14 protein-coding genes are annotated in these 21831 nt (G+C 53.6%); 9 read left to right on the top strand and 5 right to left on the bottom strand.

Going from position 1 to position 21831, the window contains the following annotated elements; translation table 11 throughout:
• The first annotated feature begins 2553 nt into the window (after positions 1-2553).
• The 9 genes from PORAS_RS01235 (at position 2554) to purD (ending at position 15040) form a co-directional block, all read left to right on the top strand.
• A complete protein-coding gene (locus PORAS_RS01235) occupies positions 2554-3480 on the top strand; it encodes a magnesium transporter CorA family protein (protein WP_013759880.1) in 927 nt (308 codons plus the stop codon).
• Between the two features lie 21 nt (positions 3481-3501).
• Positions 3502-4341, top strand: a complete 840-nt coding sequence (gene zupT / locus PORAS_RS01230; protein ID WP_004330451.1) for a zinc transporter ZupT — start codon at positions 3502-3504, stop codon at positions 4339-4341.
• A 237-nt stretch (positions 4342-4578) separates the two neighbouring features.
• Positions 4579-6321: an aspartate--tRNA ligase gene (aspS, locus tag PORAS_RS01225; RefSeq protein WP_013759879.1), complete on the top strand. Its 1743-nt coding sequence runs from the start codon at positions 4579-4581 to the stop codon at positions 6319-6321.
• 18 nt (positions 6322-6339) lie between these two features.
• On the top strand, positions 6340-7452 hold the full coding sequence (locus PORAS_RS01220; protein ID WP_013759878.1) for a Nif3-like dinuclear metal center hexameric protein: 1113 nt from the start codon (positions 6340-6342) through the stop codon (positions 7450-7452).
• A gap of 12 nt (positions 7453-7464) precedes the next feature.
• Positions 7465-8346 (top strand): zinc ribbon domain-containing protein, encoded by an 882-nt coding sequence (locus tag PORAS_RS01215; protein ID WP_004330500.1) that lies wholly within the window; start codon positions 7465-7467, stop codon positions 8344-8346.
• Positions 8347-8424: 78 nt separating this feature from the next.
• Positions 8425-9909 (top strand): tRNA lysidine(34) synthetase TilS, encoded by a 1485-nt coding sequence (tilS, locus tag PORAS_RS08595; RefSeq protein ID WP_052306458.1) that lies wholly within the window; start codon positions 8425-8427, stop codon positions 9907-9909.
• Positions 9910-9952: 43 nt separating this feature from the next.
• Positions 9953-11425 (top strand): THUMP domain-containing class I SAM-dependent RNA methyltransferase, encoded by a 1473-nt coding sequence (locus tag PORAS_RS01205; protein WP_013759876.1) that lies wholly within the window; start codon positions 9953-9955, stop codon positions 11423-11425.
• 28 nt (positions 11426-11453) lie between these two features.
• Entirely contained in the window at positions 11454-13670 is a 2217-nt protein-coding gene (locus PORAS_RS01200) for a S9 family peptidase (protein WP_013759875.1), read from the top strand.
• Positions 13667-15040, top strand: coding sequence for a phosphoribosylamine--glycine ligase (purD, locus tag PORAS_RS01195; protein WP_004330477.1), 1374 nt, complete (start codon positions 13667-13669; stop codon positions 15038-15040). The genes PORAS_RS01200 and purD overlap by 4 nt, the downstream gene beginning before the upstream one ends.
• 840 nt (positions 15041-15880) lie before the next feature.
• Here the strand turns inward: purD and PORAS_RS01190 are convergent.
• From PORAS_RS01190 to PORAS_RS01170, 5 genes are all read right to left on the bottom strand, one after another.
• Positions 15881-17641 (bottom strand): T9SS type A sorting domain-containing protein, encoded by a 1761-nt coding sequence (locus PORAS_RS01190; protein ID WP_004330560.1) that lies wholly within the window; start codon positions 17639-17641, stop codon positions 15881-15883.
• A 41-nt stretch (positions 17642-17682) separates the two neighbouring features.
• Entirely contained in the window at positions 17683-18528 is an 846-nt protein-coding gene (locus PORAS_RS01185) for an Omp28 family outer membrane lipoprotein (RefSeq protein WP_004330501.1), read from the bottom strand.
• A 41-nt stretch (positions 18529-18569) separates the two neighbouring features.
• On the bottom strand, positions 18570-20300 hold the full coding sequence (locus PORAS_RS01180) for a DUF6029 family protein (RefSeq protein WP_044211140.1): 1731 nt from the start codon (positions 20298-20300) through the stop codon (positions 18570-18572).
• A 134-nt stretch (positions 20301-20434) separates the two neighbouring features.
• Positions 20435-20929 (bottom strand): TlpA family protein disulfide reductase, encoded by a 495-nt coding sequence (locus tag PORAS_RS01175; protein WP_004330511.1) that lies wholly within the window; start codon positions 20927-20929, stop codon positions 20435-20437.
• 18 nt (positions 20930-20947) lie between these two features.
• Complete coding sequence (locus tag PORAS_RS01170; protein WP_013759872.1) at positions 20948-21679, bottom strand: Ig-like domain-containing protein; 732 nt, start codon at positions 21677-21679, stop codon at positions 20948-20950.
• Positions 21680-21831 lie beyond the last annotated feature (152 nt).

Below are 21831 nucleotides of genomic sequence, written 5' to 3'. Positions count from 1 at the left end.
TAGCAATGTTGCTCCTTGCAATCATCAAAAGAATACTATTGAACGTCAAGACTGCCAGGGAGAAGTTGTTTACTTCGTTGTTGCTCAATCTCATTGTTATAATTATTGAGATCATTGGAGTCTTGACACACAAATTGATGACAAGCGGATATATCTAATAGACAAATAGGAGGCTCTTCTTTCGCTGAAAAACTTTTACTGGACGGCTCTAGCTAAAGACAGATTGCTCAGAGCTGAATAGCAACTGTTTTCTCTCTCGTTAGAACTACGCATATAGCCCTACACTGGGATACACGTCTTTACGGAGAGCAGGCGAACGGCGGTCGGACTGAAGCTGTAGCCCTTGTTTAGTCCGACCCACAAGGGGTCGATAAACTGCTACCGTCTTGCCCCCATCGGTCGTTCGGGGCTGTAGCCCCTCCGACCGACGGCTACGATGCGTCGGACCTCTCACGAGGTCCCTTTTTGCGGGGAAGTTGTTGGAGGAGGAGGGGGAAGGAAGATTAGAGGTTAGAAGTTAGAGATTAGAGGGAAACGTCATCTTGTAGGAACGCACGGGACGATGGGTGAAGCGGGACGAACCCAGTAGGGACGCACGGGAGTGTCAAGTCGGAGGGCGTCCGTCCCCGTCAAGGCTACGATGCTGTTTCCGTTCGACAATGGACGCCCTCCCACTTGACACTCTCGTGCGTCCCTACACGGCGACGTCTTGCTTTTAATGGGGAGGGGCGCCCTCCTACTGGAGGTTGGATCGTTACAATAATTTAGAGTCGGACACGTATCGATACAGAGCTGTGTCGGGGAAAAGTGATTTCCACGTGGATATTTCGAAATCTCCACGTGGAGAATAAAAAATTCTTCGGAGGAATGAAATGAAACTTCGGAAGAATCAAATGAAACTTCGGAGGAAATGAATGACGCCCACGTGGAAAATAAAAAATATCCACGTGGAGATTTGAGATTTTCCACGTGGATATTCGAGAAAGGAGGGAATCGGACGAATTTCCTCGTAAAGATATGTTATTAGAGATTAGAGGTTAGAAGTTAGAGATCGGAGGATTCCCTCCCCACTGCGCCCTGTAGGGACGCACGGCTCGTGCGTCCGTTGTGTCCAAGCGAGACGTATAGCGAAATGTAGGGACGCACGGTTCGTGCGTCCGTCCCCGTTAAAACCACGATGCTGTAACCTTTGATACAACGAAGGTCTCCCGCTGGACACACCCGTGCGTCCCTACACAGGGTTACACGTTCCGTGTGCCTTTACGAAGAACAGACGACCGCTTGCGGTCGGACGCTTCGTAGCCCCCAGTCGGAGGGGCAACGCCCCGAACGACTGCGGGGTAGGGAAGCCACCTGAAACAAGCGACCTCCCCTTGTGGAAGGTCGGACTGGAGCTGTAGCCTTTGTCTGGTCCGACCCACAAGGGGTCGATAAACTGCTACCGTCTTGCCCCCATCGGTCGTTCGGGGCTGTAGCCCCTCCGACCGACGGCTACGATGCGTCGGACCTCTCACGAGGTCCCTTTTCGCGGGGAAGTTGTTGGAGGAGGAGGGGGAAGGAAGATTAGAGGTTAGAAGTTAGAGATTAGAGGGAAACGTCATCTTGTAGGAACGCACGGGACGATGGGTGAAGCGGGACGAACCCAGTAGGGACGCACGGGAGTGTCAAGTCGGAGGGCGTCCGTCCCCGTCAAGGCTACGATGCTGTTTCCGTCCGACAATGGACGCCCTCCCACTAGACACTTTCGTGCGTCCCTACACAGGGTTACACGTTCCGTGTGCCTTTACGAAGAACAGACGACCGCTTGCGGTCGGACGCTTCGTAGCCCCCAGTCGGAGGGGCAACGCCCCGAACGACTGCGGGGTAGGAAAGCCACCTGAAACAAGCGACCTCCCCTTGTGGGAGGTCGGACTGGAGCTGTAGCCCTTGTCTGGTCCGACCCACAAGGGGTCGATAAACCGTTACCATATTGCCACCATCGGTCGTTCGGGGCGTAGCCCCTCCGACCGACGGCTACGATGCGTCGGACCTCTCACGAGGTCCCCTTTTCGCAGAGTATAGATGTCGGATGGCGTCCGTCCCCGTTAAAGGTTACTGCGTCAAGCTGGTTCGACAACGGACGCACAGCTACATGGCGCCGTCTCGCTTTGATACAACGGACGCACAGACCGAGCGTCCCTACACAGGGTTACTCGTCCCGCTCTAACCTCTAATTTCTAACCTCTAACCTCTAATCTCTAAATTTCGTACCTTTGCGGGGTAGAGGCATGGGGCGGTCGCTTATATATAGTTATTGTATAGGTCTGCCGGTCATGCTCCTTAATTCACAGATCACGCAAACGTAATTAATCCCTAGAATCGTTATGGACGACTCCTTACCGCCGAGTAAGTCTCGGAGCCTCTCGTGTAGACCTCCTCTACTGCGGAGCCTACGCCCTAGCGTCTGCCTAGGGTCACCCAACGCCTAGATCTACTTGACTAGGTACCGCATAGGAGCAGGAGGTCTCTTAAGTTTCACCCCCTACCAATTACCCCTTAAGAGCCATAGATATTATGCGGAAGTTTTACCTACCCAAGCAGCAGTTTACTCAAGTCGACACCCTAGAGCCACACACGTGGGTCAAGGTGGTGCAGCCCACCTCGGAGGATATAGACTACCTCTGCGACGAACTGGGCATCCCCGACGGCTTCATCGGAGATACAGCGGATAGCGATGAGCGCCCTCGTACGGAGGAGGAGGATGGCTGGCGACTCACCATCATACGTATTCCGATCGAGACACCTGAGGGCACGACCCCTTACAACACGGTCCCCGTCGGTATCATATCGCATCTAGAGAAGCAGCTCATCGTCACTATCTGCTACCACCGCACGGACCTCATGCCAGACTTCATCCAGCACAATCAGCGCAAGGGGATCTCGGTTGACACGGATATAGACTTTATCCTCCGGCTCATCATGAGCTCGGCCGTATGGTTCCTCAAATACTTGAAGCAGATCAGCTTCCTCATCCTAGAGACCGAGGAGGCGCTGGAGAAAAGTATTCGCAACGAAGACCTCCTACAGATGATGCGTCTGCAGAAGTGCTTCGTCTACTTCAACACCTCCATCCGAGGCAATGAGTCGGTCATCGGACGCTTTAAGGTGAGCCACTATGAGCAGTACGACACCGACCTAGCGGAGGACGTAACGATCGAGCTCAACCAGGCGTACAACATGGTCAATGTGTACAGCGATGTAATGAACGGAACGATGGATGCCTTCGGGGGGATCATCAACAACAATATCAATACGATCATGCGCCGCATGACCAGTATCTCAATGATCCTGATGCTCCCTACGTTGGTCGCCTCACTGTATGGTATGAACGTCGATCTGCCATGGGCTGAGCACCCGTTGGCCTTTATAGGCATTATGGTGGTCTGCTTGATCTTCTCGGCGATCGCTTTCTGGCTCTTCAAGCGCATCCACTGGTTCTAGCTTTAGCCGCTCTAGACGCTTATGTTGCTAGATACGAGTAATACACAGGTCTTCTATGCCTTCCTGATTACCCTCTGGGCGGGTCTCTCTACCGGCATCGGGAGTGCTCTGATCTTCTTTACCAAGCGCACCAATCGTATCTTCCTATCGGTCTCGCTGGGCTTCTCAGCGGGCGTGATGGTTTATGTCTCTTTTGTGGAGCTCTTTCGCTCTGCGGAGACGACGATGACGCCGTTCTATGGAGAGCGACTGGCGACGCTCTATGCTACGCTCGCTTTCTTCGCGGGGGTGGCACTGATTGGCATCATTGACCGTCTGATCCCGGAGGCGGAAAACCCTCACGAGCTACCCGACCAGAGTGCGGTGCGAAACCTTCAGAACGAATCCGTCCAAACGACGACCGTGCACCAGCAGAGCTTGCTACGTACAGGTATGGTCACGGCGATAGTTCTCGCTATCCACAACTTCCCCGAGGGTATGGTTACCTTTATGTCCGCGCTGACGGATCTGTCTCTGGCACTACCGATCGCTATCGCTATTGCGCTGCACAACATCCCGGAGGGTATCTCGGTGGCTATCCCTATCTACCACGCCACGGGCAATAAGCGCAAAGCATTCTTTCTCTCGCTCGCCTCGGGTCTAGCCGAACCTATCGGCGGATTGCTGGGATTCTTGCTCTTACGTCCTTTCCTCACCCCGACGGTTTTGGGATGCTGCTTTGCGATAATTGCGGGCATTATGGTTTACATCTCCTTTGACGAGCTGCTCCCGGCTGCGGAGCGGTTTGGTCACCACCATACGGCTCTCTATGGGCTCATCGGGGGTATGGCATTTATGGCACTCAGCTTGCTGCTGCTCTAGCGATTGGAGATTGGCTGTTGGCTAGGGATACTAGTGCTACTAGGGACACTAGTGCTCCTAGAGTCTAATCTCTAACCTCTAATCTCTAACTTCTAATTCCTAATCTCTAACTTCTAGCTTCCACCCTCGATGTGCTTGTTTTTGTGTACTTTTGTGCTAGTAGAGGCTGGCACATAGCGTATCGGTCTCTGTGGTACAAGCTAAAAAAATAGATATAGAAATAGGTAGCATCAGATTATGTACAGAACGCATACGTGTGGAGCTCTGCGTGCCTCTGACGAGGGACAGCAGGTGACGCTCGCGGGTTGGGTCGCTAAGATTCGTCGCATGGGAGCTATGACCTTCCTCGACTTACGTGATAGATATGGCATTACGCAGATCTTCTTTGATGAGTCACATCAGGGGCTCCTCAGTGAGGTGGGACGTGAGTGGGTACTGGCGGTGACGGGTACCGTACGCCTGCGCAGCAGTGTCAATGAGAAGATCCCCACAGGACAGATCGAGATCCTAGCAGATCGTATGGAGGTACTGAATCGTGCCGACACGCCTCCCTTTACGATCGAGGATGTGAGCGACGGTGGCGATGATCTACGTATGAAGTACCGCTACCTGGATCTACGTCGTAGACCCGTGCTGAGCAATATAGAGCTGCGTCACCGGATGACGATGGAGACGAGACGCTATCTCGACGGGCTCCACTTTCTAGAGATCGAGACACCGATGCTGATCGGCTCGACGCCCGAGGGGGCACGAGACTTCGTCGTGCCTAGTCGTATGAACCCGGGACAGTTTTACGCACTGCCGCAATCGCCCCAGACCTTCAAGCAGCTGCTGATGGTAGCGGGCATGGATCGTTACTTCCAGATCGTGAAGTGCTTTAGAGATGAGGACCTACGTGCCGACCGTCAGCCGGAGTTTACGCAGATAGACTGCGAGATGAGCTTCGTGGAGCAGGACGACATCTTGAGCACCTTCGAGGGGCTAGCGAAGCATCTCTTTAAGGAGATCCGTGGCATTGACCTCCCCACGCCACTACGTCGTATGACTTGGTACGAGGCTATGGATCGCTATGGTAGCGACAAGCCCGATCTGCGCTTCGGCATGGAGATCGAGGAGGTGACGGAGACGATACAGGGTCATGGCTTTGGCGTGGTCGATAGTGCAGCCTATATCGGTGCTATCGTGGTCACGGGCAAGGCGGACTACACGCGTAAGCAGATCGATCAGCTGACCGACTTTGTCAAGCGTCCACAGGTGGGTGCCAAGGGGTTGCTTTGGCTACGCTATCAGCCTGATGGGACGATGAAGAGTAGCTTCGACAAGTTCCTCACGGCCGACCAACTGAAAGCACTTGCCGATAAGTTATCTATGCAGCCTGGCGATATAGCCTTCTTGATCTCAGGGGACAAGCGTCCGGCACAGAAGCAGCTGGGCACGCTACGTCTACACATCGCCTCTGAGCTGGGGCTGATGAAGCCAGGACAATACGAGTGTCTCTGGGTGGTCGACTTCCCGCTACTCGAGTGGGACGAGGAGACGCAGCGCTACTATGCGATGCACCACCCCTTTACGGCACCGAAGCCTGAGGACCAAGATCGTCTCGAGAGCGACCCCGGTAGCGTTCGCGCCGATGCTTACGACATGGTGATCAATGGTGTCGAGGTAGGCGGTGGCTCTATCCGTATTCACGATGCGGAGCTACAGGCCAGAGTCTTTGCGACACTAGGCTTTACGAAGGAGCGTGCCGAAGAGCAGTTTGGCTTCTTGATGAATGCCTTTAAGTATGGCGCACCTCCTCACGGTGGTATCGCCTTCGGACTGGATCGCTGGGTATCGCTCATGGCTGAACTGGACTCGATACGTGACTGTATCGCCTTCCCGAAGAACAATTCGGGCCGTGATGTGATGATCGATGCGCCCGCACGACTAGACCCAGAGCAGCTCGATGAGCTTCACCTGACGGTGCGGGAGACACTATAATATACCATAGGAGTCCTTATGGTCACGATAGGAGATGTAGTTCGTACGGTAGAGACGTGCTATCCGCTGAGCTATCAGGAGAGCTACGATAACTCGGGTCTTCAGGTGGGCGATGTGACGCAGCCGCTGCGTGGCATCATGCTGGCTGTGGAGACGACCGAGGCGGTACTCGAAGAGTGCTTGCAGCGTGGGTGCAACCTGCTCATATCGCACCATCCGATTCTCTTTCGAGGGCTTAAGCGGGTCACGTCCGCGACCTATCAGGAGCGTTGCGTAGCTTTTGCCCTGAGAAACAATATCGCTATCTACGCCTGTCACACTTCGGCAGACAATGAGACGACGCAGGGAGTGAATCACTATCTGGCCAACCTGATCGGTCTCAAGCGTGAGGGTAGGCGACCGATGATGCCTCAACGGGGACGCTTCTACAAGCTGCAGACTTTCATCCCGCACAGCCACGCTGATGCGCTACGCTCCGCTTATGAGGAGGCGGGCATTGGGTCTCTAGGCGGGTACACAGGCTGCAGTTATAGTTGCTCTGGGGTAGGGCGCTTCCGCCCAGGCTCAGAGACGCATCCGACCATTGGTACACATGGCGCCATGGAGGCGGTCGAGGAGGAGATGATCTCGGTGCTCGTGCCGCAGGAGCGACTATCGCAAGCAGTGACGACGCTCGTAGCTACGCACCCCTATGAGGTGCCAGCTTATGAGGTGATCCCGATCGTGATGGATCACCCGACGAGTGGGCTAGGGGTCATTGGCGAACTACCCAGTGCGCTGACACCGCAGGAGCTGCTAGAGCTTCTAGCTACGCTGCCAGCTGTGGAGCGTATTGCTTATTCGAATCCTCCCACGCAACCGATCCGTCGCATAGCACTCTGTGGTGGTAGTGGCGGTGGTCACGAGTTCATCGGTGAGGCTATGCGCTCAGGCGCAGAGGTCTATATAACAGGTGAGGCAAAGTACAACGACTATCTCGACGTGCAGGGTCGTCTCTGGCTGATCACGCTAGGACACTTCGAGAGTGAGCACTGCACCCGCACGATGCTCTATGATGCATTGTCGGATAAATATCGTAACTTTGTCATCCATATGTCAGATGCTGACACCAATCCTATTCACTATTTCTAAGCAATACCATCTATGAGTACTAATACAACGACCCACGAAGTAGCCGAGCGTAGTATCAGGGAGAAACTCATCGCCCTCAAGCGTCTACAGGAGACGCTCACCAGTATTGACAAAATCAAACTGCTACGAGGCGAGCTACCCCAAGCTATCGAAGATCTAGCGGACGAAATCGAGGGACTGAAGACACGCTTAGAGAAGTATAACGCTGCTGCCAAGAAACTCTCACAGTCGGTCAGTGGAGAGAATCAAAAGATCTCTACAGCAAACGATAAGCTCGAGACACTCAAGGAGCAGCTCAATGCGGTGAGCAACAACCGCGAGTATGAGCACCTGTCGCGCGAGATCGAGTTCCAAGAGCTTGAGATACAGCTAGCGCAGAAGCATATCCGTGAGTTCAATGCGGAGCTACAGGGTCGCAAGGATGATATCGCCAAGCTTCAAGAGCGTATCAAGGAGCGTGAGGAGGATCATCAGGCTAAGAGTGAGGAGCTGGAGCAGATCATTGCCGAGACTCGCATCGAGGAGGAGGAGCTCCGTGATCGTGCCAACGAGCTAGAGGCGCAGATCGATGAGCGCATCCTCAAGGCGTTTCAACGTCTGCGCAAGGGCGCTACCAATGGACTGGCTGTCGTGCCTGTAGAGCGTGAGGCATGCGGTGGGTGCTTTAACCATATCCCGCCACAGCGTCAGCTAGAGGTCAAGCTACACAACAAGGTCATCGTCTGCGAGTATTGCGGACGTGTACTCATCGATCCCGACATCGAGGAGGAGCCAGTAGAGCTCACGAATGAGCAGTCTGATACGAAGAAAGACGCTAAGAAGACGACTACAAAGAAGGCTGCATCTAAGAGTACTAAGAAGGCTACCACTAGCAAGGATCAAGCGGACAAGTAAATCTCCACTTCTGGCGAATAGGCTCTTCGGACGCTCTATCGCCTTCTTTCTCCCTTTACGACATTTATCTCTCGCACTGTGTCTCAGCGACGTACGCTACTCAATCATGCTTTGGTGCATCAGATGCGTCGCACGATCGAGCAGTATGATCTGCTAGACCGACAGAGCCAGCGGGTGGTCATCATAGCCCTCAGCGGAGGTGCCGACTCGACGGCACTTCTGTGGGGGCTTTTGCTTTTAGGGTACCGCTGTGTGGCGGCGCATTGCAACTTTCACCTGCGAGGGGAGGAGAGTGATCGTGACGAGATCTTTGTCACAGAGCTTTGTGACCAGCTGGGGGTGCCACTAGAGCGAGCCTCCTTTGACACTTACGGCTACGTCGCTGCGCACAAAGGGGTGAGCGTAGAGATGGCGGCGCGGAAGCTGAGGTACGACTTCTTCGATAAGCTATATGAGCGGTATGATGCGCAGAGTATTGCATTAGGGCATCACCTCGAGGACAATGTGGAGCAGCTCCTGATCAACCTATCCCAAGGAGCAGGGGTACGAGGACTGCGAGGTATGCTTCCTATCCGTGAGGAGGGTAAGTATATTCGTCCGCTCATAGACACACCGCCTCGACTTATCTATGACTTCTTACAAATCGCTGAGCAGCCGTTTGTGACGGACTCGACGAATGCGGACACATCCATAAGGCGCAACTTCGTCCGGCACACGTTGCGTCCGCTCTTTGACGAGCTTAACCCCTCCTTTGACCAGGCGGTCGCCTCGACGATCCATATCCTGCGTGACTTGGAGCAGCTGCAGGACCACTATATAAGGAGTACCCTCCCCGCAGATGCCAGTCAGCCGCTAGAGGTCGCATGGCTCCGTCAGCAGATAGCTCCGCTTGCACTCCTCTATAGTTACTTCGCAGCCATCGACTGCGATCGCCTAGTATTACAGCAACTCCTTATGGACTGCACAAAGTCTGAGCGTGACAATAGCTATGCTCGCTACGAGGGACGTGGGGGGATCATCGAGCGTTATCGTGGCTATCTGATAGGCACGACGAGTGACACCCTAGCGCGCCTAGAGCAGGCGGCCAACGTTTGCCTAGAGCTACCAACTATCGAGAGCTGGCAAGCGGGAGCTGTGCTGGATCACCCGCTAGGCTCGATAGAGATAGCGGTACACGACTCCTCGGAGACGCCACCGCCTGCGATTCGGACGCTCACGCCTTACAGCTATTTGGTTGACTACGACCAGCTTCGAGCAGCAATGCCTCAACTACAGTTCACCGCCTCTACCGATGGAGAGCAATGGGTCGTACCGCTTGGCATGAAAGGACGCAAACCGCTAGCGAAGCTCCTACGCGACGCTAAGGTGCTTCCCTCACGCAGAGCGGCTACGGCGCAACTCATCGACAACCATACGGGCGCCACGCTGTGGCTGGTCGGTGTGTGCCGCAGTGCTGACTACCAGATCACGCCACAGACTCGTCGCTGGGCGCAGATCACCTTCACACCTACATTATCAGATCCCCTTGCGAGACACATGGAGCCTCATACGGTAGCTCGTTAGCCGTTTATTTTGTACTTTTACAGCTAGAATCGACTTATAAAGCATGACGAAGACCTTTCCCATAATCGCCAAGACGCTCCCTGGGCTGGAGCCAGTATTGGAACAAGAACTGACAGCCCTCGGTGCAGACAATATACAGATAGGACGTCGCATGGTCTCTTACGAAGGAGATCTCAAGATGCTCTACAAGTCCAATCTGTACCTCCGCACAGCACTTAAGGTGCTGAGACCCATCTATGAGTTTGATGCGGAGGATATAGACATCCTCTACACGACGCTGCTAAACTTCGACTGGAGCCAATGGCTCACAGCGGATATGACCTTTGCGGTCGATGCCGTGGTTTACTCGTCGACCTTCAAGCATAGTCGCTACGTCGTCTATAAGACGAAAGACGCGATCGTCGATTACTTTAGAGAGCAAACGGGTGGCACCAAGCGACCCTCGGTCAAGCTCTCCAATCCGCAGCTGATCTTCCACCTACATATCGCCGAGCAGCATGTGACACTCTGTCTAGACTCTTCGGGCGAGAGCCTGCACAAGCGAGGCTATCGTATGGAGCAGGATCGTGCTCCTATCAATGAGGTGCTGGCAGCGGGTATCCTACTCAAGGCGGGCTGGCACGGACAGTGTGATCTGATGGATCCTTTCTGCGGGTCGGGCACCTTCCTCGTGGAGGCTGCCTTGATCGCTACGGGTACGCCTCCCGGCATCTACCGTGAGAGCTACCCCTTCGAGCGGTGGCCTGACTTCGACAGTGAGCTCTGCTGCGAGGTGTACAATGACGACTCGTCGGAGCGCTCCTTCGACTACCACATCTACGGCTCTGATCTCTCGCCTCAAGCCATTGCCAAGGCTAAGCGCAACGTCACCCGATCGGGTATGTCTCGCTACATAGATCTTTCTGTAGGCGACTTCGCAGATCAGCATCTGCCGCACCCCGAGGCGGAGACTGATCCTAAGTGTCTGCTGGTGATGAACCCACCCTACGGGGAGCGTCTCTCAGACTACGATCTCGAGCAGCTCTATAGTATGATCGGTCGTACGCTCAAGTTCCAGTTTGCCGGAGCTCAGGCGTGGATCATCGCTCATCAGGTAGAGCACTTTCATGCGATCGGACTCAAGCACGATCTGCGCGAAGAGCTCTACAATGGGTCGCTGCCTTGCGAGTTGCGTGGCTATACGCTCTTTGAGGGTAAGCACAAAGAGTACAAAGAGCAGATCGCTCAGCGTGAAGAAACTCCGCAGCGGAGAGAGCATGGCGAAGCGTTTCACCGCGGTAAAGAGCAAGAACCCCGCAGACCTCGAGCCGCCTATGACAAACCGGCTTACAGCAAGGGACGCGGCAATGGCAAGCCTTACGAAAAGCCTTATGGCAAGTCTGCGCATCGTGGTGCACAGCGCACGAAAGGACCACACCCCGCAGGCTCCTCTAGCTCTGGCTACAAGGCCAATATCCAAACCTTCGGCAGCGATGAGACATTCGTCCATGAGGCTGAAGCAAACGACAACGAATAAGTAACATCTATCACTCCATACTGATCCTATGACTAGCACACTGCGTCACTACGCCCTATGGCTCTTCGGAGCTCTTATGCTAACGCTCACATCGGTCCTGCAGGGACAAACGAAGCAGCCGTTAGATCTTGAGACTGTCACTTATGGAGGCAAGACCTTTCGGTCAGCCTTCTACCCGCAGCCCGTCTATGGACTCGCTTGGCTACAGAGTGGCTACACCTATACGGTAGATGGTGGTGACTACAGGAGCCTACGGGTCTATACCCCGACGAGAGAACAGGAGCAGACCGTCCTCACGCAGGACGAGCTTGTCCAGCTCCTCAAGCCTTACGACAATACTGATGAGCTTTATCCGCTGATCTCTTACGACTTTACCCCGCAGTGCCACTACCTAGAGGTGGAACTGTCCAAGGGACTATACCTAATAGATGTAGAGCAAAAACAGATCGTCGGATACTTCGCCACAGGTAAGATCGAAAAGCGTGCCTCGCTGCTCAGTCCCAACGAACGTAATCTAGCGGTCAAGAGCGAAGAGGGTACACTCCTGATCTACACCATACAGCCTGCTGGCAGTGCGCCTCAAGCTCCTATGCTGGTTGCTACGGACGAGGCTGAGGCTGCAGTCGTCTATGGCGAGTCTGTCCATCAGAATGAGTTCGGCATCGATGGGGGGCTCTTCTGGAGTCCCGACAGTCGTCAGCTAGCTTTCTACCGTATGGATCAGTCGATGGTCGCACCTTACCCCATCGTCGATATGACACCGCACAAGGCGGTCGTCCAGCCCGTTCGCTACCCGATGGCGGGTACGCCTTCGCACCATGTGACGCTAGGAGTCTTTCATGTGGAGAGTCAGCAGATCACTTATCTAGCTACAGGTGGCGACCCTGAGCATTACTTGACGAACGTAGCGTGGCACCCCAACAGCAAGAAGGTTTACATAGCCGAGCTGAATAGAGGGCAAGACCATCTCTTCCTCAACGGTTACGATGCTCAAACGGGAGCGCACGTTGAGACGCTCTTTGAGGAGACTGATGCGCACTATGTCGAGCCACAGCGCCCGATGATGTTTGTCCCAGGGAGCCGAGGCGAGCAGTTCGTCTGGGAGTCCCGTCGAGAGGGTTATCGCCAGCTCTACCTCTACAGTAGCACGGGCAAGCTAATTCGCAAGCTCACCGACATGGAGGGCGAAGTGACCGACATCTACGGCTTTGACCCCAAAGGCGAGCGTATATACTACCAAGCTGCCTATCCCTCACCGCTCGAGCGACACATTTTCGCGAGTGATCTCAAGCGAGGACGTACCATACAGCTGAGCAAGGTCGCAGGGACACACGATGCTATCTTTAGTCCTGACAAGCAGTACTACATAGACCAGCTGCAGAGTGCTACCATCGCACGCTCTGTCATGCTGCACGACAATAACGGGCTGCAGCTCCGCCAGATACATCAAGCGCCTGACCCATGGGTCAAGCTTGATATGCCCAACATCACCGTCGGCACGCTCCTAGCGGCTGATGGTAAGACAGAACTTTACTACCGTCTCATCACGCCGTCTAACTTTGACGAGATGAAGGAGTACCCCGCCATCGTCTACGTCTACGGTGGCCCACATGCTCAGCTAGTCACCAATACGCCGCAGTGGGGAGCCTCGGGCTGGGATCTTTACATGGCACAGCAAGGGTACATCATCTTTACGGTCGACAATCGTGGTAGTGCCCAGCGAGGTGCCGCCTTCGAGCAGGTCATCCACCGTCAGGTCGGTACAGCCGAGATGGCCGATCAGATGAAGGGTGTCGAGTATCTCCAGAGCCTTCCCTATGTAGATCGCAACCGTATCGGTGTGTACGGGTGGAGCTTTGGAGGCTTTATGACTACCAACCTGATGCTCACGCATCCCGAGACCTTTAAGGTGGGTGTCGCTGGCGGTCCCGTCATGGACTGGTCTCGCTACGAGATCATGTATGGCGAGCGGTACAACGACGCTCCTCAGGACAATGCCGAGGGTTATCAGCAAAACAATCTCATCGAGCGTGCCAAAGACCTCAAGGGGCGTCTCCTCCTCATCCACGGCACCTCCGACAATGTGGTCGTATGGCAGCATGCGCAAGCCTTTGTCAAGGCGTGTGTAGATGCTCAGACCTATCCTGACCTCTACTACTATCCAGGGCATAAGCACAACGTCATCGGCCCCGACCGCGTGCACCTCAACTATGTCATAACTCGTTACTTCCTAGAACACCTATGAGCCTTATCTATCCTAACACAAAGCAAGACAAGAAAAAGTCTACAGACGCTGAATTTATGAAGTACGCTAAGATCGAAATGGTCAAAGCTCCTCAGACCGTCCTCCTCCTCGGTAGCGGTGGGCGTGAGTGCGCCATGGCTGCTGCTATAGCTGAGAGCAAGCTACTCAAGAAGCTCTACATAGCTCCAGGCAATGCGGGTACTGCTGCTTACGGTACCAATGTGCCGGACCTCAACCCCGCCAAGCATGAGGCGGTGAGCCAGTTCATAGCCACACATGGTGTCACGCTTCTCGTTTGTGGCCCCGAGGCTCCCCTCGTTGATGGGCTCGTTGACTACCTGCAGGAAGATGCCCGCCATCCCGACCTGCTCATCGTCGGTCCCGACAAGGCGGGTGCTCATCTAGAGGGCAGCAAGGAGTACAGCAAGGAGTTCATGCGTCGTCACAGCATACCGACGGCCAGCTACGAGACCTTCGGACCTCAGGATATAGAGGAGGCGGAGGAGTTTCTCGATCAGCTCTCCGCACCCTTTGTGCTCAAGGCTGACGGCTTAGCAGCTGGCAAGGGCGTCCTCATCTGTCAAGATCGTGAGGAAGCGGAGCAGGGGCTAGGTCAACTCTTCAGCGGTCTGTATGGTAGTCGTGGTCAGCGCATTGTCATCGAGGAGTTTCTCGAGGGGATCGAGTGCTCCGTCTTTGTCGCTACCGATGGTACCGACTACTGCGTCCTACCCGTTGCCAAGGACTACAAGCGTGTCGGCGATGGAGACACAGGACCCAATACGGGCGGTATGGGTGCCGTTAGCCCTGTACCTTTTGCCGATGAAACCTTCATGCAGCGTGTCGAGGAGCGCATCATACGCCCTACGCTAGAGGGCTTGCAAGAGGAGGGCATACAGTATGTAGGCTTCCTCTTCATCGGGCTAATGAATGTGGCGGGCGATCCCTATGTCATCGAGTACAACTGCCGTCTAGGCGACCCCGAGACTGAGGTAGTACTGCCACGTATCGAGAGCGACTTCCTCGAGTTACTCATCGCTATGGCGACAGGTCAGGTAGCCCGCTACGATCTAAAGGTTTCTCCCGAGGTGGCTATGACACTCGTCCTCGTCTCCAAGGGGTATCCTGGACATTACGACAAGGGCTTCCCGATCCAGCTTCCCGATCCAGCAGAGGGTATACGTATCTATCACTCAGGCACTGCAACCAGTGAGGACGGGCATCTAGTAACTAATGGAGGTCGAGTCCTCGCCATCACGGCACGTGGCACTACCATCCAGGAGGCTCAAGAGGTATGCTATCGTACCGCCACGCAGATCCTCTACGAGGGTAAGAACTACCGCCACGACATAGGCAACGATCTCTTGTAGAACTGTAGACATAAGTTAATAACCTCAAGATAACAGGGGGGGGAGTAGGAGTTTAGTCCTGCTCCCCCCCTTCTTCTTTTGGGAAGTATTGCTGTCCGATAAAAGTCTCTTCATCGGACCGTAAAGCAATAAACAAGAGATTAGAGGCTAGAAGTTAGAGATTAGAAGTTAGAGCCTAGAGAGGCATTGTCTAGAACTTCTAGTGCTCCTAGTGCTCCTAGTGGCAGTAGTAACTCTAGCCAACAGCCAGTCGCTAAAAGCTAACAACACTCCGCAAAGCCTCCGTGGAAAATCGAAAATCTCCACGGAGGAAAAAAATATTCTCCACGTGGGCGTGAATCATTTCCTCCGAAGTTTCATTCGATTCCTCCGAAGTTTTATTTCACGTCCACGTGGAGAATTTTCATTTTCCACGTGGAGATTTGAGAATTGCCACGTGGAGATTTACTCCATCTAAGGCGAGACGAGTAACCCGCTGTAGGGACGCACGGCTCGTGCGTCCGTTGTGTCAAAGGATTATGTCGTCAATACATGTCTTGCTGTTCTACAACGGACGCACGAGCCGTGCGTCCCTACAGAGGGTTACTCGTCTTGCTGTGATACAAAACGTTATATGTCTTGCTGTTCTACAACGGACGCACGAGCCGTGCGTCCCTACAAAGGGTTACACGTATCGCTTTGATGCAATAGGGTTACACGTATCATCGCTACATGTCTTGCTGTGACAGAATGAACGCAGACCCTCAAAACACCTGTGTGTCTCGAGGGTCTGCGTGTTTAGTTGCTAGCGTTACGACGACCTTCTCAGTCGAGGGGGCGTCGTAGGCTGTCAGGGTGTGCTTACTTGATGATGAGCGGACGGAGGACGATCTCACCCTCTAGTGAGGTGATACGTACTAGGTAGCGCCCAGCGGGTAGCTGTGCGAGTGCTACCGTAGTCTCCTCGCCCTTGGCTTGCGTCGTGGAGAGCAGAGCCCCATCAGTAGCAAAGATCTCAATGGAGCTACCGACACGAGTCTTGACAGTGACGTAGTCACTGGCGGGGTTCGGGTAGAGGGTTGTCTGTACGTTGAGCGTAGGAGCCTCTACATCTGTTGTGCCATCCATGGTAACACGTATCTGGTCTACACCAATGCCACTCTCTCCGTTGACTACAGGGATTAGTGAGAGGAGTATGGTCTTGCCCTTGTAAGCTGAGAGATCTGCAGAGATGAGTTTCCAGTCACCACCTATTGGTGCTTGTGGAGCTAGTAGCTCTACAGGGGTGCCATTGAGCTCAGAGACCATCACCTTGAGTTCATCGCTCTTGTTAGCCTGGAAGAAGCTCGAAATGTAGCAAGAGAAGGTTGGCTTTGCAGCATCGGCTGGTATCACTAGAGGAGCCGAGAGTAGCTCGTTGTCGGGCTCGATAGTTGATCCAGAGAAGGAGACACCACCGTTTTTCCCTGGCTGAGTCTCTGTAGGAAAGAAGGTTCCCCAAGAGATCAAGTAGTCTGCACTGCTCTCAGCACCTGGCTTATAGTTGGGGTCATTGAACTTAAGTCCAAGGCGATCTAATAATCCCTTACCCATAAAGGAGTCAAAGCCAAAGCCATCACCATCATGGTCGATGGATCTCCAGCCCTTGTCGAGCTTATCCTTGACATCCATAGCACTGAAGAATGGATAGCTAGAGATAGGATCAGAAACGGTGACGGTCACCTTGCCAGTAGCGCTACCATTCTTGTTCGTGACTGTAGCCTCGATTTCATAGGTGCCGAGCTTGTTTGCGGTCACTTGATACTCCTCATCGCTCACCTTCTTGAGAGTTATGCCTTCGGGTGCTTTCCACTCGATTTTGGTGACGGGGGCAACGGTTGAGTAGGAAACTTTAAGCTTATGGGTCTCTCCTACGTAGAGATCTGTCACACCTGCGAAGGTGACTCCCTGAGGCTTGTCTTCCTCCTTCATAAAGAGCGCCAGAAGTCCTGTAAACTGCTTGAAGTCAGAATCCGATGTCTCTACCTCTCCACGGCACGCGATCCACTTATTGCCTGGTCCGACGAGGACTAGTGTGGGGAATCCGGTCACATCAATGCCCAGCGTAGAAGCCATCTTCGGATCAGAGAATAGGGGATAAGGTACTAGATTGCCTTTGCTGTCCTTGGTCCAGTCGCCCTGGGTTCCACCACCCTTGCCCTTGATTGCACTGATGGTGGACCTTGAATCGGCTCCGACCCAGAAGAGCTCGATTTGATTCGTTCCCTCAGGACCAAACTTAGAGTAGAGTCGCTCCAAGACTCCACTCGTGTGGAGCATCCAGCAGGGACCACACCATACAGCGGAGAAGTCGATCATGATCGCCTTGCCAGACTTGAGTATGGCATCGATATCGTGCTCCTTGCCATTGATGTCCTTAGCGACATACTTTGATGTCTTGAGATTGACGAGATCACCAGCTCGCCCTGCACGGAGCTGTGATGCCTCGCGAAGTGCGGGAGCCTCCACAAGCTGGAGGTCTGATGCTACGAGCTGCTTTTGTGCCGTAGCTTGAGTCGCTGGTAGGAGCATGCCTCCAGCGAGTGTGATGCTTAGTGCTAAGCGTGTAATTAGTTTGTTCATAAGTTATTCTGTTTGCTTGTTGTTGAGCTTTTGTTTTCTAGTTAGTTTGTTGAGTTGTTGCCCTTGAGAGGAGCCTTAGCGACCTCATAGACCTCGCCACTCTTGTGATCATAGAGGATGGCTACGACAGAGCACTGGTCGGGCTGTATGACTTCACGCTCGATGGTACTGGTCTGGTTGTAGCTCTTGCCTAGCTCATAAGCCTCCCCGTCGATGCCGTTGAGCGTCTGACGGAAGATGTGGTTGTGCTGATAGGCTTCGTCTAGTCCCTTCCTGAAGTGCTGAGGCGCTACGATGTCGTCCTCGATGAGCCATAACTGTAGGTAGAGCTCAGTGGCAACCCCTTGGACAGCAGGGGCTAGTGCCGTAGCGGTGCACTGGGTTGTTATCTTGCGATCACTCTCAGAGACCTGCAGGTCTATCTTGTAGAGCTGAGGTAGCTCGCGCACCGCCTGCATCTCGGCGGGCCACTGGGTATAGCTGTCGCTATAGGTCTTGCTCCCGCTGCTGGCGAGTGGACGACGATTGAAGGTCGCGATGGGTAGCGAGCCACCAGACTGAAGACGATCTAGATAGGTAGCTGCCTCGGGGCTGTATAGTCCCTTAGGGTCTTCTTTAGGCTGGGTGCCAATACCCGTGTTGCTCCCGTGGAGTGCCACGATGACCACCTTGTCACCATGAGGAGCTGCAGCCTCCGTGATTTTCTTTGCAGCTATGGGGCAGTTGACACAGCCCACGCCACTGTAGTCCTCGATGAGTACGGAGCGCCCTTTAGAGGTCTCCATCTCATTAGGGATGAGTCGCTCACTCTCAGGCATTGGCTTGCAAGAGACCATAAGGATCAGAGCTAGAGCTGAGAGTATCGTATAGCGTGTAGATAGTTTCATCTTGGTAGTATTGTCAAGTGTATGAATGAAGCGGCGGTGCATTAGAAGGAGCCGTTGTAGCTTAGGTAGATACCCTTCGTCTCGGGCATATAGCGGCATACACCTCCCGAGCAGTTGATACCAGCGCGTGTACGTCCGTAGCCTAGCTGTAAGCGGTGACTACCCGTGGCGTAAGCTAGAGAGCCCATATAGTAGTGCTCCTTGGTCATGTCTATATTGTACTGGTCAGAAAGTGTGATCACCCAGTTTGGAGCGATGGATAACTCGGCCAGCCCAAAGAGCCAGCTTCCCTCAGCCTGACGACTGTACAGATACTGTAGCTCGGTGCGTAGCGTATAGCGAGGTGCTAGTCTGAACTTGCCGTCGAGGACGAAGATGTTGCTATAGACGAGCGGGTTATTGATCGCATGTCCCTCGACCACCAACTGATTGTAGATCTGATGGTAGTACTCGAAGGTTAGAGAGACGGTCCGAGAGAACTTCTTGCTCAGCTCGAAGTTAAAGTCAGAGTAGTATAGCTCTCCCATGCCAAAGAAAGGATGCTCGTATCCGTCTGTACCGTAGAGCTTACTCTCAGGAGCCTCTAGGGGTAGCTGGTCGGTAGCGACACTCTTGAGCCCTCGTACATGCGCATAGTTGACCCGTAGTCCCGTACCATACTTGCCACCTAGGAGAGTACCTCTTGGGATCGTGTAGCGGAAGTCCCCCTGAAATGCCCACTCGCCATCAGGCTGCGTAGCGTAGGGGTAAAGAGCTGCAAGGGTGTAAGTATGATTAGCTGTAAAAGCTGGTAGGTGGTTGATATGTAGTGGGGTACCGACCGTAGAGCGCGCGGAGAGGAAGTTAAAGTTCTCGCTACGCTTAGCTTGTAGCAAGAGACTCATACCTCGCTGTGAGTAAGAGGTCGAGAGCATCGCTACGGAGCCTGGTGAGTAGATATAGTGGTTGGTCGCTGTGGGGTCGCTACTCTTGTAGGCGTACTCACCATTGAGTACCCACCCGCCGAGTGTAAACTTAGCGCGTCCCCCGAAAGCATGTACCTGACGGGGCAGGTTGAGGCGCATAGGACCTGTCATACCTGCGGGAGTCTCTACGGGGATGATCTCATCGTCTTCTACCTTATTGACATAGGAACCGCCCAGTGTGAGGGTCATCAGATTGTCTCTGAGAGCTGGTGCCCACTGGTGAATGGCTAGCTCGCCGTCAGCTCCTGAGATGAAGCCTCGATCCTTATTGAAGAGGCGGAAGGTGCGGTCGAAGTAGTTGCGCTGCTGACCCGTGAATCCCTTGAGTCGTACTCCATCATAGGGGGTGAGGGATACGTGGACTCCTCGGACGGCATTGTCGATGCCTAGTGTGCGCTCCTCATAGCTACGGAAGAGGATGCCGGAGCCAAACTGGTCGTAGAAGTCGCCTAGCGTGACCTCTCCATACTTGCCTATGAAGCCCTTGAGGTGCATATGCGGTATGCCTCGTCCCTGCTCAGGCTCATGCCCTGGCATCGGTCGGAGGAGCTCTTCGTATCGTAGTCCCAGCTCGAGGTAGTTATTGCGTAGGGAGCCTGTGATGTAGCTATTGCCCATCCAGGTTTTGTATCCGTTAGCTTGATCATCTAGGGAGAAGAGCATATCGCTCTGCACACTAAAGGAGGGTGTGAATTTGTTCCAAGGCTTCCACTCAGCATCACTTTGTGCTGTAAGAGCAGATAGTCCAGCAATACAAATAGAAGATAGGAGGCAAAGGTGCCGTACGAGATGTAGCGTCTGTCTCATGTAGTCAGTGTCTAGGTCTAAGACGGGAGAGGTGAAAATAGGGGAGTCCGATGGTCGGAACACTTGCGAGGAGAGAGTCTAGTATACCATGAGGCTGCTAGATCTCTCCTCTTTGTTATTACTCTTGAGGTTAGTTACTCTTCAGTGGTTTGTAGTAGCTCACGTACCTTGGCAATGAGCTCCTGCTCACCGCCCTCGGTGTAGCCACTATGTGCATAAGCGATGCGTCCCTTGCCGTCGATGACGAAGACGTGAGGAACCATATTGACATTCATAGCCCGCTTGAAGTCTCCATTGGGATCTAGCAGTACCTCGTACTCAAAGCCCAGGGCATCGACTAGAGGCTTGACGCGATCTGCGTTTTGACCCTCATCGATAGAGACAGCGATGAGCTTGACCCCTGTCTCCTCCTGCCAGTCGACATACTCCTCGTGTATCGCCTTGAGCTCACGCAGACAGGGCTTGCACCAAGTGGCAAAGAATGAGATGATAAAGGGCTTACCATCGTTACTTAGTTCGCTCGTGTTGACCACATTGTTTTGTAGATCTTTGAGCTCGACTTGAGGTAGCTGCGCTTGAGCTACGGTGACTACTATGAGAGATAGTAGGATAGTTAGTAAGTGCTTCATATCTGTGTCTGTTGTGTGTTACTTGACGGCTATAGCTAAGTTGACAGTCCACTGGAGTGTCTCGCTACCATCCTCAGGCTTGAGCTGGATGGTCATACGGTTCTTGTAGGTCTCACCAGCCGGTGTGGAGAGATCGAGGTGAGTTCCTAGAGAGGTCATATCACCCTTACCCTTGAGATCAGACTCTAGGTCGTCAGCGACTAAGGTTGCGTCGGTGGTGTAAGACTTACCAGAGAAGTTCTCGCACTGGGTCCCTATGCAGGCAGATCCTGATGTAGCTTTATCAAAAGTTAAGGTAACCTTGTACTTAGCTGTCTTGAGTACGCTAAAGAAGAGATCTAACGCATAAAAGCTTGCATCTTCCTTAGAAACAGAGGCGGCATAGTCGATGGTGCTCCCTGAGGGGTACTTCTTGCCATCGAGCTTGTTAAAGAGAGATACGTTTTTCTCTTCGACTTTTTTCTCTTCGACCGTGATGGTGCAGGTCGCAGTCTTGTCGCCAGCCTTAGCTGTGATAGTAGCTGTACCAGGTGCGATTGCCTTGACGATCCCCTTCTCACAGACGGTAGCGACGGCTGCGTTGTCGGTCGTGAAGGTTACCTTAGCATCTGCTGGGGTGACGCTGGCGGTGAGCTGTAGGGTCTCGCCAACTGACAGTTGGGCTGTTGTAGCACTGAGCGTGAGTGCCGTCACCTCGGGGGTCGGCTTGTTCGCATCAGGACCACAAGAGGTCAGTAGTGCTAGCGTCATAAGAGCTAGAGAAAGATATAGATAAGTTGCTTTCATTAGAGAGTTTGTTTAAATTGATAGATAGTACCGCCTCCAAAGGTAAGAAATCTATTGGAAATAATAGATCATCAATTCCCAAATCTTACGAGTAATCCTTTGTTGCAGTCTCATTT

The sequence above is a fragment of the Porphyromonas asaccharolytica DSM 20707 genome (assembly GCF_000212375.1).
Taxonomy (GTDB): Bacteria; Bacteroidota; Bacteroidia; order Bacteroidales; family Porphyromonadaceae; genus Porphyromonas; species Porphyromonas asaccharolytica.
This window is presented reverse-complemented; position numbering and strand designations above follow the sequence as displayed.